Genomic DNA, 13,115 nt, shown 5'->3' with positions numbered 1-13,115 from the left:
CGACCTCACCAGTACAGCAAGTAGGGCTGCCTGCGGGCGACGAACCCCGCCAGTTCCGCCTGCCACGAACCCACGATCTCGTCCACCCGGGCACCCGCGTCGATCATCTTCCGGAGCCGGTCGGAGCCGGACAGCTTGTCGATGGCCAGGTCCGGCCGCCAGCCGAACAGGCCCGGGTACACCTGCTTCGCGGTCACGAGCATCGCGACCGCGGTGCGGATCGCGTCGAACGACCGGGGATCGGTGACCGTGAGCTGCACCCCGCCGCACGTCTGGTTCACGAACTTGCTGAACGTCGGCACGAAGTACGTCTCGCGGAACTCGACACCCGGTAGGCGAAGCGCGGTAAGCGCTTCCCGCCAACGCCAGTCCACACCCGGCGCGCCGATGATCTCGAACGGTCGCGTCGTGCCGCGCCCCTCCGAGAAGACGGTGCCCTCGAACAGGCACAGCCCGGGGTAGACCAGCGCGGTGTCGGGCGTGGGCATGTTCGGGCTCGGCGGCGTCCACTTGAGGCCGGTCTGCGCGAAGAACGTGTCCCGGCGCCATCCGCGGACCCGTACGACCTCCAGGTCGAGCTTCGCCGGCGGCAGGAACTCACCGGCGAAGAACCGCGCGAGCTCCCCGGCCGTCATCCCGTGCTGCTGCACGATCGGCTTCAACCCCACACCCGACGCGAAGGCCGGATCGAGCATCGGACCGAACGCGCGGCCGCCGACCGGATTGGGCCTGTCGAGCACGACGAACGAGGCACCGACCTGCGCCGCGGCGGCCATCGCCGTGTAGAGCGACCAGATGTAGGTGTAGAAGCGGGCACCGACGTCGGCGATGTCGAAGACGACCGTGTCCACGCCCGCCTTGGTGATCATCCCCGCCAGGCTCTCCGCCGACGCGCCGTAGGCGTCGTAGACGGGGATGCCGGTGCGGGGGTCGGTGTAGTCGCCCTCCGAACCACCGGCCTGCGCACTGCCGCGAAAGCCGTGCTCCGGCCCGAAAGCGGCAACCGGCCGCACCCCGGCGGCCACCATCGAGTCGACGATGTGGTCCAGGTTTGCGAGCACCCCGGTCGGGTTCGACAGCACGCCGAGCCGACGCCCGGCCAACTTGCGCCACTCCTGTGCGGCCAGCTGATCTGCTGCCGGTGCGACGGCTTCCGTGGTCGCTTGGGCGATACCCGAGCCCCCGGCCAGCAGTGGGGTCGCGAGCGCTCCGGCCGTGAGGAAACCGCGACGGTTGACGCTCACCACGTCAGCCCCGTGCCGAAGGGGTACAGGATCGTGCGCCCGTCGCTACCCGCCGGAATCGACACGGGCAGCTTGCCCTGCGGCGAGATCTGCCCGAGCAGCACCTTCGCGAGCGATCGCATCGTGACGTCACGCCAGTCGTAGGTCGCTACCCACGTGGGCACGTCGGCGTAGCCCGGGTCGTACGGCTCCTGGATGGTGACGGCGACGACCGGTTTCCCGGTGGCGAGCAGGCCCTGCACCAGGTCCTGTTGCGCGGTGGACGTTCGCAGTCCGTTCGTCAGGACCACCACCGTGTCCGACTGCTGCGCCGCTGCCACCGCCTGGCCGATCTGGTCCGCCGTCGGGCTCGCGCCCGTGGAAACCGCCGTGCCGCCCAGTTGTTTCGCGAGCGTGGCAACCGGTTCCGCCGGATAGCCTGGGTAACTCGGGTTGTTCCAGCCGGTCACCAGAACCTTGCCCGGGTTCTTCAGCGGCAGCAGCCCGGCGTCGTTGCGCAGCACAGTGGTGGTGCGGTCGGTCAGCTGCTGGATCGCCGCCAGATGCGCCGGGGTGCCGACGACCCGGTTCACCGCCTGCTCGTTCACCAGCGGCTCGGCGAGGATGCCGCGCTTGAACTTCAGCTCGAGGATCCGCAGCACGCTCTGGTCGATGCGCTGCTCGGTCAGCCGCCCGCTCTTCACCGCGTCGAGCACGCCCTTGATCGCGACCCCGAGATCCGGTGGCATCAGCATCTGGTCGACACCCGCTTCCAGCGCCAGCACCGGGATCTCCGAGTCCGGATGCATCTGCCGCACGCCGGCCATCTGCAGGGAGTCCGTGACGACGACTCCGTCGTACCCCAGCTCGTTCCGGAGGATGCCGGTCATGATCGGTTTCGACAACGTGGCCGGCTCACCCGACGGGTCGAGGCTCGGCACGGTGATGTGCGCCGTCATGATCACGTCGATGCCGGCCTTGATCGCGGCCTGGAACGGCGGCAGGTCGATGTCGCGCCACTGCTGTTCGGTGCGGCTGATGACCGGCAGGCCGGTGTGGCTGTCCGTCGCCGCGTCACCGTGCCCCGGGAAGTGCTTCGCGGCGGAGGACACCGTCTGCGTCGCCGGGCCGGAGTCCTGGTAGCCCGCGACCTCCGCGGCCACCAGCTGTCCGGTCAGCGCCGGGTCCGCCGAGAACGAACGGGAGCCGATGATCGGGTTCAACGGGTTGGAGTTGACGTCGGCGTCCGGCGCGAAGTCCTGGTTGATGCCCATCGCACGCAGTTCGCGGCCGTTGATCGTGGCGAGCTGCCGGGCGTCTTCGACGCTGCGCCCGGCACCGACGGCCATGCTCGCCGGGTACTCCGTCGCCGGAGCGGCGATCCGCGTGACCCGTCCGCCCTCCTGGTCGATCGAGACGATCAGTGGCACGTGCGCGCCGGAGGACAGCGCCGCTCGCTGCAGGCCGTTGGACAACCGCGCGACCTGCGCCGGGTCGTCGACGTTGTCCGTGCCCGCGTTGTTGAAGTAGATGACCCCGCCCGGGTGGTAGCGCTGGACCACCTCCGCGGGCGTGTCGACGCCGTACTTCGACTGGTTGCCGGGATCGGCCTGGTCCGCGAACTTTCCCCAGACATCCGCGACGAACAGCTGGCCGACCTTCTCCTCGAGGCTCATTCCGCGCAGCATCCGGCCGGCCCAGGCGACCGCCTGCTTGTCGGCACCAGGGATCGCCGGTGTCGCGCTTGCCGTGCCGGCGCTCACCCCGGTCACGACGAGCAGCCCGGTGACGAACGCGGCGAGCGCATGGTTCCTCCGGCTCACGAATGGCCTCCCCTCAGCACCGTTCGCCGTGGAATTCCCACTGGAAGCGACCGGTACCGGGAAGCTACTCACTCGCTGGACCGCAGGTCAACGCTCGTATGTCTTTCGGCGTAGCCCATTGAGGGGTAAGGGCCGGGTTCCCCGGCGCCGTGTCCCTGCAGTGCGGCGGCGAGCGGAACGCCGGCGTCGGGGAACCACCCCCCGAACGTGCGCGGGCGCCGCCGGCAACGAGGCCGGCGGCGCCCGCCCGCGCGGACCGCTCAGGTGACCAAGCGTGCAACTCGAGTCGTACCTACCTGGACTCGGCGTCCGGCGTCCCGGTACGCAGTCCCTTGACGACAAGCCTCCCGCGGCGCGCTGCGCGTGGGTGCCCGGAGGTCCGCGCACGGAGATCTTTTCGGGGTGGATCGAGACTTATCTTCGTCCCGTTCCCTGGCCGCTAAGACGTCCGCACTCACTTTGTACCCAGTGATGGCCGTCACTTCAAGAGGTCTATCGGGTGCACCGGTACAGAGACTCGATCCGGTGATGAGAGCACGTTGAGCGACTACTCTGGACTGCCGCCACGCTTCTTGCGAGCCAGTCCGTACCAGGTCACACCGGCTGCCGCCATGGCTCCCAATCCGACGCCGACCGCGAGCGCCGTTGGCGACGGAGAGGGGATCCGGCTCCGCAACGAGACCGGGTTGCTGAAGGTCAGGACGGGCCAGTCGCGCTCCGCGGCGAGCCGGCGCAGGGCGCGGTCCGGGTTGACCGCGAACGGATGGCCGACCACTTCCAGCATCGGGACGTCGGTGCTCGAGTCGGTGTAGGCGAAACAGCCGGCGAGGTCGTAGCCGTGGTCGGCGGCCAGCTGCTTGGCCGCGACGGCCTTTTGCTCGCCGTAGCAATAGAAATCCACCTGACCCGAGTAGCGGCCGTCCACGACCTCCATCCGGGTCGCGACGCTGCGCGTGGCGCCGAGCATCGCCGCGATCGGCGTGACGACCTCCTCGCCGGCCGCGGACAGCACGACGACGTCGTGGCCCTGCGCCTTGTGCGACTCGATCAGCTCGGCGGCCTCGGCGTAGACCAGCGGATCGACGATGTCGTGCAGTGTCTCGTTGACGATCGCGCGCACCTGGGCGACGTCCCAGCCCGTGCACAGCGCGGAAATCTCGGCGCGCATGCGCTCGGTGCGGTCCTCGTCGGCGCCGGACAAGGAGAAGACCAGCTGGGCGTACGCGCTCTTGAGCGCCGCGCGCCTGCTGATGAGGCCCTGGCGCAACAGCGGTTTGCTGAAGGCGAGTGCGCTGGACGACGCGATGATCGTCTTGTCGAGGTCGAAGAAGGCCGCGATGCGGCCCGCGCTGGTCGGTTCTGCCACCTGTCCAGGATAGGAGCTACTCGTTCCCGAGGCCGTGAAGTGACCACGCGCGCGTCCCCGGACGGGAAAATCCGTTACGCCGCCTGGAAAACGATTGCTCGTGCCGTTACCGAATCGTGGGTTTCCGGAATCGGGCTAGAACGGCGATTCCGGAGTTAGAGTGGTGCCAACCGGTGTCTCCACCGGCCTCGTTCAGCCCGACCCCCCGGGGCTGAACCCACGGCGACCCCCGCCCCTCCCCCCGGCGGGGGTCGCCCCTTTTCGTACTTCGCTCAATCGTGCGAATCGTGACCGTGCTTCTCCGCGTGATCCGAAGTTGTCCACATACCCCCGGTTGTCCACAGCCTGGCCAACTCCTTCTTGTCCACCCCCGGCACCCCGGGCGAACGTGGGTGTCAGCCCGAATTCGCTCCACCCAACTGCTTCCGGGGGTTGAAATGACCGACGCTCGCCCGCTCGTGATCGTGTCCGACGAGGCACTGCTCGACGAGATCCTGCGGCTCGCGGCCGCCGTCGGCTGCGCCGTCGAGCGCGCACCGGACCTGGCGGCCGCGGGAAGCGCGTGGGCGAGGGCGCCGCTGGTGCTCGTCGACGAGGACGTCATCGAAGGCGAAGTCGCCTTGCCGCGGCGTGCACGGGTCCTGCTGGTCACGAAGGGCGCTCCGGAGACCGCGACCTGGGAGCGCGCTTTCGCCGCCGGGGTCCAGGAGGTGGTGTCCCTTCCGGACGGTGAAGGGAAGCTGGTCAGCGCTCTCGCGGACGTCGCCGAAGGGCCGAGTGTGCCCGGCGGGAGCGTCGTGGGGGTCATCGGTGGCCGCGGTGGCGCGGGTGCTTCGGTCTTCGCGGCGGCGCTGGGCCTGGCCGCAGGCGACGATGCCGCGTTGCTCGTCGACTGCGACCCCCTCGGCGGCGGTCTCGACCTGGTACTGGGGGCGGAGTCGGCCGCGGGCGCGCGCTGGCCGCAACTGGGTCTCGACGGCGGCCGCGTTCCCATGGCGACTCTCCGGTCAGCCCTGCCCGAGCATCGACACCGGCTCGGTCGCGTCCCCTTCGTCTCCTGCGACCGCTTCGGGGACGGTCCCTCACCGGAAGGTCTGGCGTCCGTTGTGGACGCGGGTCGCCGCGCGGGGAAGGTCGTCGTGTGCGACCTCCCGCGACACCTGGGCAGGAGCAGCCTGGCGGTGGTCGAGCGAGCGGATCTCATCGCTGTCGTGGTACCCGCGGAGGTGCGGGCGTGCGCGGCCGCGCGGCGCGTGGTCGAGGGGCTGGGTGACCGGGCGGACCGGGCGCATCTCGTCGTCCGAGGACCCGCTCCGGGCAAACTCATGCCGGAGGACGCGGAGAAGAACGTGGGAATTCCCCTGCTGACGTCGATGGCTCCCGAACGTTACCTCGACCGGTACCTCGAGACCGGGGAGTTCGTGCCCCGGCCACGCAGCCCGCTGATCATCGCGGCCCGGATCGTCCTCGCCACGCTCCGTGAACAAACGGCGCTCTGCGAGGCCGCCGCGTGAAAACGGAACTGCTCGAACGGGTCCGGCTTCGCTTGGCCACCAACGGTTTCGTCACCGACCCGATGACCGTCGCCGAGGCGGTCCGTGCGGAGGCCGACGGTCCCGTGGCGCACACCGATGTGCTCGACGTCCTGCGGTTGTTCCGGCACGAGTTCACCGGCATCGGTCCGTTGGAGACGCTGCTCGCGGACGAGAGCGTCACCGACGTGCTCGTCACGGCGCCCGGCGAGGTGTGGGCGGACGGGCCGGAAGGGTTGCGTCGCACGGGAATCCACTTCTCCGACGAGGAAGCGGTACGGCGGCTCGCGCAGCGGCTGGCCCTGTCGGCTGGGCGTCGGCTCGATGACGCCCAGCCCTATGTGGACGGCTGGCTTCCCGGAGCCGGGCCGCATGGCCGCGTCCGCCTGCACGCGGTGCTGCCGCCGATCGCACCCGACGGCACTTGCATTTCCCTGCGCGTGCTGCGGCCGGCGGTGCACGATCTGGCGGCGCTGCGTGAGCTCGGCACCTTCGGGGACGAGGGCGCGGCTCTGGTTTCGGCGATCGTCGTGGCCAGGCTCGCTTTCCTCGTCACGGGTGCGACCGGAGCCGGCAAGAGCACGTTGCTCGCGGCGATGCTGGGCGCGGTGGCTCCCGGCGAACGGATCGTGTGCGTCGAGGACGCCGGGGAGCTGCAGCCGGAGCATCCGCAGTTCGTCCGCCTCGTCGCTCGGCCGGCGAACGTCGAAGGCGCCGGCGAGATCACCCTGCGGGACCTGGTCCGCCAAGCCTTGCGAATGCGGCCGGACCGGCTCGTGGTCGGCGAGGTCCGTGGCCGCGAGGTGTGTGAACTGCTGAACGCGCTCAACACGGGTCACGACGGCGGCGCGTGCACCCTGCACGCGAACTCGCCGGCCGAAGTCCCTGCTCGCCTCGAAGCTCTCGCGGCCCTCGGTGGCCTATCCCGCGCGGCCCTGCACAGCCAGCTGGCGGCCGCGGTCCAGGTCGTGCTCCACATGCGCCGCGACGCGGCCGGCGCCCGCCACCTGGCCGAGATCGGCGTCCTGACTCGTGACGACAACGGTGACGTCCGCGTGCTCCCGGTCTGGAAGAACGGGGCTTGGACGAAGCGCCGCCTGCTCCTGTCGACGCTCCTGGAGGACAGAGGAGTGCGGACACCATGTTGAGCATCGCCGCGCTGTGTGCCGCGGTCGCCCTGCTGACGTGGCCTGTCACCGCAACGTCCCAGGCTCGTCTCGCGGCGTTGACCGCACGAGGGCCCAGTCGCGGTCGGCCACGGTTCGACCGCCGGTGGTTGCTCCTCCTCGCCGTGGTCCCGGTCCTCGTGCTTCTGGGGCCGTTCGGGGTGGTCGCTGCGGGCATGCTCGTGCTGGCCGTGCGTTGCCACCGGAGGTCCCGGCAGCGACTCAAGGCCGACCTGAGGACAGCCGCCGCTTTGGCGGAAGCGCTGGGCGCCGCGGTGGCCGAGCTGCGCAGCGGTGCGCCACCGGCGACCGCTGCCGAAGTCGCGGCCCGGGACGTCTCAGGCGAGGCACGCCTGGTGATGCGGGCACTGTCGACATCGGCGCGGTTCGGAGTGGTGGACCAGCACGAGACCGGGTTGCCCGGTCAAGTGGCGCGGGCCTGGTCCCTGAGCCAGCGCCACGGCCTGCCGCTCGCCGAGCTGCTCGACGCGGTTCGTCGTGACTTCGTCGCCCGCACGAGGTTCGTGACGCGTGCTGACGCGAACATGGCCGGTCCTCGTGCCAGTGCCGCCGTTCTCGCGTTCCTGCCCGGAGTGGGGGTCCTGCTCGGCGAAGGAATGGGGGCGCGGCCGCTGCACGTGCTCGCCACGACCGCTGCCGGTCACGTGCTCCTGCTGCTCGGCACGGGGCTGATCCTCGGCGGAGTCGCGTGGAGTGTCCGGCTGACGAAGCTGGTGGTCGGCCCATGAGCAGTACGAGTCTGGCCCTGGCGGGTACGGCCTTGCTGGTGCTTCCCGGCCGGGTCGCGGCGCGAGCAAGACTCGCCGGTTTGTTCGCCCCACCTCGGCCGCTGCGCCTTCGGATACCGCGCAGGCGTCGTCGCGAGGACGTGAACCTCGCCGCGACCTGGGACTTGTTCGCTGCCTGTCTCCGGGCTGGCCTGCCGGTGCCGACAGCTCTGTCCGCGGTGACAGCCGGTGCGGGTGGTCGCGAGGTGGAGGCGTTGCGTGCGACAGCCGGGTTGCTGAGCCTCGGCGCCGCACCGGCCGAGGCTTGGGCACCGGCGCGGGCCAGTCCCGCCACCGCCGAACTGGCAAGAGCAGCTGAACGCACCGCGCGGTCGGGCAGCGCCCTCGCCGCGGTGGCCGAGGAGCTGGCAGTAGGGCTGCGAACGGCGATGGCCGACCAGGCCGAAGCCAAGGCCCAGCGTGCCGGAGTGCTCATCGCCGGGCCGCTGGCGCTGTGTTTCCTCCCCGCCTTTCTCTGCCTGGGAGTCGTCCCGGTCGTGCTCGGGCTCGTCGGCCGGCTCACCAGCCCTTGAAACCCCCACCCACAAGGAAAGGAACCTCCATGTACTGGCAGACCACAGGTCGTCACGTCCGTCGCAAGATCCGCTGGTGGCATCGCTGGCTGCGGCCGCAACTGGCCGGCGACGACGGGACGGTCACGATCGAATACGCGATATGCACGGTGGGCGCTGCAGCCCTTGCCGCGGCTCTCTACACCCTGGTCACCGGGCAGTCCGTCGTTTCCGCGCTGGCCGACTTGGTCATGTCGTCCATGCAGACGCCGTTCTCATGACGCCACCGGCAAGGGCCGAGTCGGACCGCGGCGCCGTCACAGTGGAGGCGGCGATCGGCCTCGGGGTGCTGGCGATCATGTTCAGCCTGGTGCTCGCCGGGGTCTTCATGGCCAGTTGGCAGTTGCGGTGCGTCGACGCGGCACAGGAGGCCGCCCGGCTCGCGGCACGAGGCGACCAGGCGGGAGCGGACCAGGCAGTGGACAGCCTCGCTCCGCCTGGCGCCCGGCTGGCGATCCAGACCTCCGGCGAGCAGATCACGACGGACGTGACCGCCAGCCCACCTGGAGGACTGTTACCCGGGATCACCCTGCGCGGACACGCATACGCCCTCGTCGAGCCCGAAGTGTCCGATGCTTCGGGATGAGCGGGGTACCGCGACGGTCTGGACAGCGGTTGCCGTGGCCGGGCTCCTGGGAGTGGCGTCGCTGCTGTTCGCGCTCGGTGCGGTCGTCCTCACCCGGCATCGGGCGTCGGGCGCGGCCGATCTCGCGGCGCTGGCCGCGGCAGGCCGAGCCGAGAGCGGTGAGGGTGCGTGCGGGGCGGCCGAGGTCGTGGCCACAGAGATGGGAGCCCGGGTCACCGGGTGCCGTTTCGACGGTTGGGACGCGCTCGTCGAAGTCGAGGCCGACGTCCCGGGCGGCTGGGGCGCTGTTTCGGCGCATGCACGGGCCGGGCCGGTGGCGCGACGAACGGCATCCGCTGCGGTGAACGGAGCCACCGTTGTGGAAGACGGACGGTCGGTCCCGCGCGGCGAGCGGTCGCCACCTCCCCGGGGGTGACTCCGGCCGTACGAGAGAAAACTGTTGGGGCCCAAGGAAAAACTGTGCCGAGGATCACGATTGGGGGACAGGCTGCGGAGCCGCTGGTCGTCCCGCGGTGATCGACAACCGGCCTTCGGCGCGGGCGGTGTTGAAACGTTCGCTCGTCGTTCCGGAGCAGCCGGTTGTCGACCGCCCACTTCCGGCACTCTGCAATTTGCCGTTTATTGAAATCAGAAAGCCACCGCGGGGCGGTGGAACGAACGAGGAGTTGTTTACGCATGTTGGACACGGATTGGTCGGATAGCTGGCGGGGCGCGTTCCGCATCGAGCTGCGTGCCGAGGCGATCGGTCTCGCCTGGCACGGGTGGCCGGTGCTGCCCGGCACGTTTCCGGCGACCGAAGCCGGTACCGAAGCGTGGTCGGGACCGGTGCCGGTGCACCACGACTGGGCCGACCGGCTCACCGTCGACCCCCACGAGATCGCCCAGTGGTGGAGCGGCAACCCGTACAGCCTTCTGGTTGCGACGGGCAAGGTCGTGGACGCCGTCGAGGTCGATGTCGAGCTGGGCAAGCGCGCCGCGCGCCTGCTTCGCGCCACCGGGCACCCCGCGCCGATCGTGGCGACCCCGGACGGCCGTTGGCTGTTCCTGACCACCGTGGCCGACAACCTGCCCGAGAAGCTCGCCACCAGCGGCGAGGTTCGCTGGCACGGCGAAGGCAGCTGGGTCCCGTTGCCGCCGACCCCGTTCCAGCACGGCGTGGTGCACTGGCGCGTCAAGCCGGACGTGTGGGGCTGGCGACTGCCGGAAGCCGACGTCGTGCACTCGGTCCTCACCCGCGCTCTCGACCAGAACGTGGGCGCCGACCGCAGTCAGCTCGTCGCGGCGGCGTCCGCGGCCTGAACCACGACGTGGTCGCGCCGGATCCCGTGCTGAACCGCCCCGAGCACGGTGTCCAGTACGGCCACCGCCCCCGCCTTGTCCAGTGGGTCGTTGCCGTTCCCGCACTTCGGTGACTGCACACAGGACGGGCATCCCGCCGGGCACTCGCAGGAGACGATGGCCTCCCGCGTAGCGACCAGCCAAGGGACCAGAGCGGCAAAACCGCGATCGGCGAATCCCGCGCCTCCGGGATGGCCATCATGCACGAACACCGTCGCCTCCCCGGTGTCAGCGTGCAAAGCGGTCGACACCCCGCCGATGTCCCAGCGGTCGCACGTAGCGAAAAGCGGTAGCAGGCCGATCGCCGCGTGCTCGGCGGCATGCAGGGCGCCGGGGATGCGCGCGGGCACCAGCCCAGCGCCCCCCGGCGTCCTGCCACTTCTCACGGTGCCGTTCGGCGAGAAAGCGCTTTCTGGCGCCTTGCCTGACGCGGGGAGTCGGGAGGCTCCCGACGCGGGCAGACCAGTAGCTCCCGTGGCGGATGGCCCAGGGGCCGCCGTGGCGGATGGCTGGGCAGCTCCCGAGGTAGGGAGCTGCGAAGCTGCTGGAGCAGCGGGTGGCTGGGAAGCCGCAGCTGTCCCAGCAGCATCAGGGAGCGTGCCGCCGGGCCGTTCGACGGCGTGGCCGGAAGCCCCGTCCTCGCCGGGCCGGCCGCTGGCGTCGCCGAAAGTTCTGCCGTCGCCGGGCACCCCAGCAGCATCGCCGGGCACCTCAGCAGCATCGCCGGAAGCCGTGTCGTCAGGGTGTCCAGCGGCGTCCGGCACTGCCGACAGGAGCTCATCCGAGATCGTGTACCAGACGGCCCTGGTCTCCAGACGCTGCGCCGGCAGGTCGAGCGGCACCTGGTCCAGGATCTCGCCCGACGGACGTCGTCGCAGGTAGCCCACCACCTGCGACGTCACGGCCACATCGCCCAGACACACCGTCACGCCGTCGTAGTCGACGCGTTCCTGCACCGTCAGCACGCTGATGTCCGCCACTTCGCGGGCGGACGTCGTCCACTCCGGGTCTTCCGCGTGCACGAGCGCCACCCCGGCTTCGAGGTCCAGCTCTGCCACCACGTACGACGAACCCTGGTGCAGGTACACCGCGCCCGGATGAACGGTCGTGCACGCCGAGCCCGGGTCGACCGTGCCCAGCAGGCGCGACGTGTCCGCCTCCACCACCGCGATCTGGTCCCCACCGGAGCCGCGGATGTCCACCTCGTACTGCGGCCTGTCCCGCGAAGTCCAGTACCAGCCGCTCGGACGCCTCCTCAGCAGCTTGTCCGCCACCAACGCGTCCAGCACCGAGCGCGCCGCCTCGCCGCCGAACGCGTCCAGCTCCTTCGTCGTCAGGGGCAGCTCCGCCGCGGCACACGCCAGCTGCGGCGCCAGCACGTACGGGTTCGCCGGGTCGAGCACCGCCGTCTCGACCGGCCGCTCCAGGATCGCCGCGGGGTGGTGCACGAGGTAGGTGTCGAGCGGATCGTCCCGCGCCACGAACACCACCAATGCCTCGTCGCCCGACCGGCCCGCACGGCCCGCCTGCTGCCAGAACGACGCCAGTGTGCCCGGATAACCCGCCAGCACCACCGCATCCAGCCCCGCGATGTCGACCCCGAGCTCCAGCGCGTTCGTCGTCGCGACACCGAGCAGCTCACCGGACAACAACGCCCGCTCCAGCTTCCGGCGCTCCTCCGGCAGGAACCCCGCGCGGTAGGCCGCCACCTGCTCCGCCAGCGCAGGGTCCACTTCGGACAGAAGCCGCCGCGCTCCCAGCGCCGTCAGCTCCGCGCCGCGCCGCGAGCGCACGAAAGCCAGCGTTCGCGCGCCTTCGATCACCAGCTCCGCCAGGATCCGGCCCGCCTCCGCGCCCGCCGACCGGCGCACCGGCGCCCCGTTCTCCCCGGAAAAGTCCTCCAGCAGCGGCGGCTCCCACAACGCGACCGTCCGCGCGCCCCTCGGCGAGGCGTCCTCCACCACCGCCGAGCACTCCTGCCCGATCAGCCGCGACGCGAACTCCGCCGGCGAAGCCGTCGTCGCCGACGCGAGCACGAACACCGGCGAAGACCCGTAGTACCGGGCCACCCGCTGCAGCCGCCGCAACAACAACGCCACGTGCGAGCCGAACACCCCGCGGTACCCGTGACACTCGTCGACGACCACGTACGACAGCTTCCGGAACAGCCGCGCCCACCGGGCGTGCGAAGCGAGGATCCCCCGGTGCAGCATGTCCGGGTTCGTGAAGACCCACCGGGCGTGTGCGCGGACCCAGTCCCGCTCCGCCATCGGCGTGTCCCCGTCGTACGACGCCGCCCGCACGCCGTCGATCTCCAGCTCCGACACGGACCGCAGCTGGTCCGCCCCCAGCGCCTTCGTCGGCGACAAGTACAGCGCGCACGCCTTCTCGTCCGCCAGCAGGTCGGACAGCACGGGCAGCTGGTAGGCCAGCGACTTCCCCGACGCCGTACCGGTGGAGATGACGACGTTGCGGCCCTCGTGCGCGAGCGATGCCGCCTCGATCTGATGTGCCCACGGCTCGTGCACGCCGGACTTGCGCAGCGCGGCGACCACATCCGCGTCGGCCCACGAAGGCCACTCGACGCAACGGGCAGCCCTGGCCGGCTGCTCGGCCACGTGCGTGACCGGGTCCGCCGACTCGGGGATGCCCGCCCTGACCCGGCGCAGCAGCCGCCGAGCGCGCTCGATTTCTGCCACGCCTTCCAGGATCGCACACGTG

12 protein-coding genes are annotated in these 13,115 nt (G+C 70.7%); 8 read left to right on the top strand and 4 right to left on the bottom strand.

From position 1 onward, the window contains the following. Positions 1-5: 5 nt before the first annotated feature. The 3 genes from FHX82_RS11005 to FHX82_RS10995 form a co-directional block, all read right to left on the bottom strand. On the bottom strand, positions 6-1,244 hold the full coding sequence (locus tag FHX82_RS11005) for an exo-beta-N-acetylmuramidase NamZ family protein (protein ID WP_145939302.1): 1,239 nt from the start codon (positions 1,242-1,244) through the stop codon (positions 6-8). Continuing rightward, positions 1,241-3,046 carry a glycoside hydrolase family 3 protein gene (locus FHX82_RS11000; protein ID WP_145939303.1) on the bottom strand — a complete coding sequence of 602 codons (1,806 nt, stop codon included), beginning with the start codon at positions 3,044-3,046 and terminating at the stop codon, positions 1,241-1,243. The genes FHX82_RS11005 and FHX82_RS11000 overlap by 4 nt, the downstream gene beginning before the upstream one ends. A 547-nt stretch (positions 3,047-3,593) precedes the next feature. Beyond that, positions 3,594-4,412, bottom strand: a complete 819-nt coding sequence (locus FHX82_RS10995; RefSeq protein ID WP_145939304.1) for an HAD family hydrolase — start codon at positions 4,410-4,412, stop codon at positions 3,594-3,596. A 437-nt stretch (positions 4,413-4,849) separates the two neighbouring features. On the opposite strand from FHX82_RS10995, the gene ssd reads away from it, so the two are divergent. From ssd to FHX82_RS10955, 8 genes are all read left to right on the top strand, one after another. Then, positions 4,850-5,926 carry a septum site-determining protein Ssd gene (gene ssd / locus FHX82_RS10990; RefSeq protein ID WP_145935810.1) on the top strand — a complete coding sequence of 359 codons (1,077 nt, stop codon included), beginning with the start codon at positions 4,850-4,852 and terminating at the stop codon, positions 5,924-5,926. Further along, the gene (locus FHX82_RS10985; protein ID WP_145935809.1) at positions 5,923-7,092 is read left to right on the top strand and encodes a TadA family conjugal transfer-associated ATPase; all 1,170 of its coding nucleotides are present in this window, start codon (positions 5,923-5,925) and stop codon (positions 7,090-7,092) included. Before ssd ends, FHX82_RS10985 begins: the two co-directional genes overlap by 4 nt. Further along, entirely contained in the window at positions 7,086-7,859 is a 774-nt protein-coding gene (locus tag FHX82_RS10980; RefSeq protein ID WP_145935808.1) for a type II secretion system F family protein, read from the top strand. Before FHX82_RS10985 ends, FHX82_RS10980 begins: the two co-directional genes overlap by 7 nt. 197 nt (positions 7,860-8,056) lie before the next feature. After that, positions 8,057-8,431 carry a type II secretion system F family protein gene (locus tag FHX82_RS10975; protein ID WP_308431604.1) on the top strand — a complete coding sequence of 125 codons (375 nt, stop codon included), beginning with the start codon at positions 8,057-8,059 and terminating at the stop codon, positions 8,429-8,431. A gap of 29 nt (positions 8,432-8,460) precedes the next feature. Next, positions 8,461-8,691 carry a DUF4244 domain-containing protein gene (locus FHX82_RS10970; RefSeq protein WP_145935806.1) on the top strand — a complete coding sequence of 77 codons (231 nt, stop codon included), beginning with the start codon at positions 8,461-8,463 and terminating at the stop codon, positions 8,689-8,691. Next, positions 8,688-9,056, top strand: a complete 369-nt coding sequence (locus FHX82_RS10965; RefSeq protein ID WP_145935805.1) for a TadE family type IV pilus minor pilin — start codon at positions 8,688-8,690, stop codon at positions 9,054-9,056. Before FHX82_RS10970 ends, FHX82_RS10965 begins: the two co-directional genes overlap by 4 nt. A gap of 52 nt (positions 9,057-9,108) precedes the next feature. Next, positions 9,109-9,471, top strand: coding sequence for an Rv3654c family TadE-like protein (locus FHX82_RS10960; protein WP_229881263.1), 363 nt, complete (start codon positions 9,109-9,111; stop codon positions 9,469-9,471). A 260-nt stretch (positions 9,472-9,731) separates the two neighbouring features. Continuing rightward, on the top strand, positions 9,732-10,355 hold the full coding sequence (locus tag FHX82_RS10955) for a bifunctional DNA primase/polymerase (protein WP_145935803.1): 624 nt from the start codon (positions 9,732-9,734) through the stop codon (positions 10,353-10,355). Here the strand turns inward: FHX82_RS10955 and FHX82_RS10950 are convergent. Next, a complete protein-coding gene (locus FHX82_RS10950; RefSeq protein WP_183176597.1) occupies positions 10,325-13,102 on the bottom strand; it encodes a DNA 3'-5' helicase SftH in 2,778 nt (925 codons plus the stop codon). The genes FHX82_RS10955 and FHX82_RS10950 overlap by 31 nt on opposite strands. Between the last annotated feature and the right edge of the window lie 13 nt (positions 13,103-13,115).

Source organism: Amycolatopsis bartoniae (genome assembly GCF_014191255.1).
Taxonomy (GTDB): Bacteria; Actinomycetota; Actinomycetes; order Mycobacteriales; family Pseudonocardiaceae; genus Amycolatopsis_E; species Amycolatopsis_E bartoniae.
This window is presented reverse-complemented; position numbering and strand designations above follow the sequence as displayed.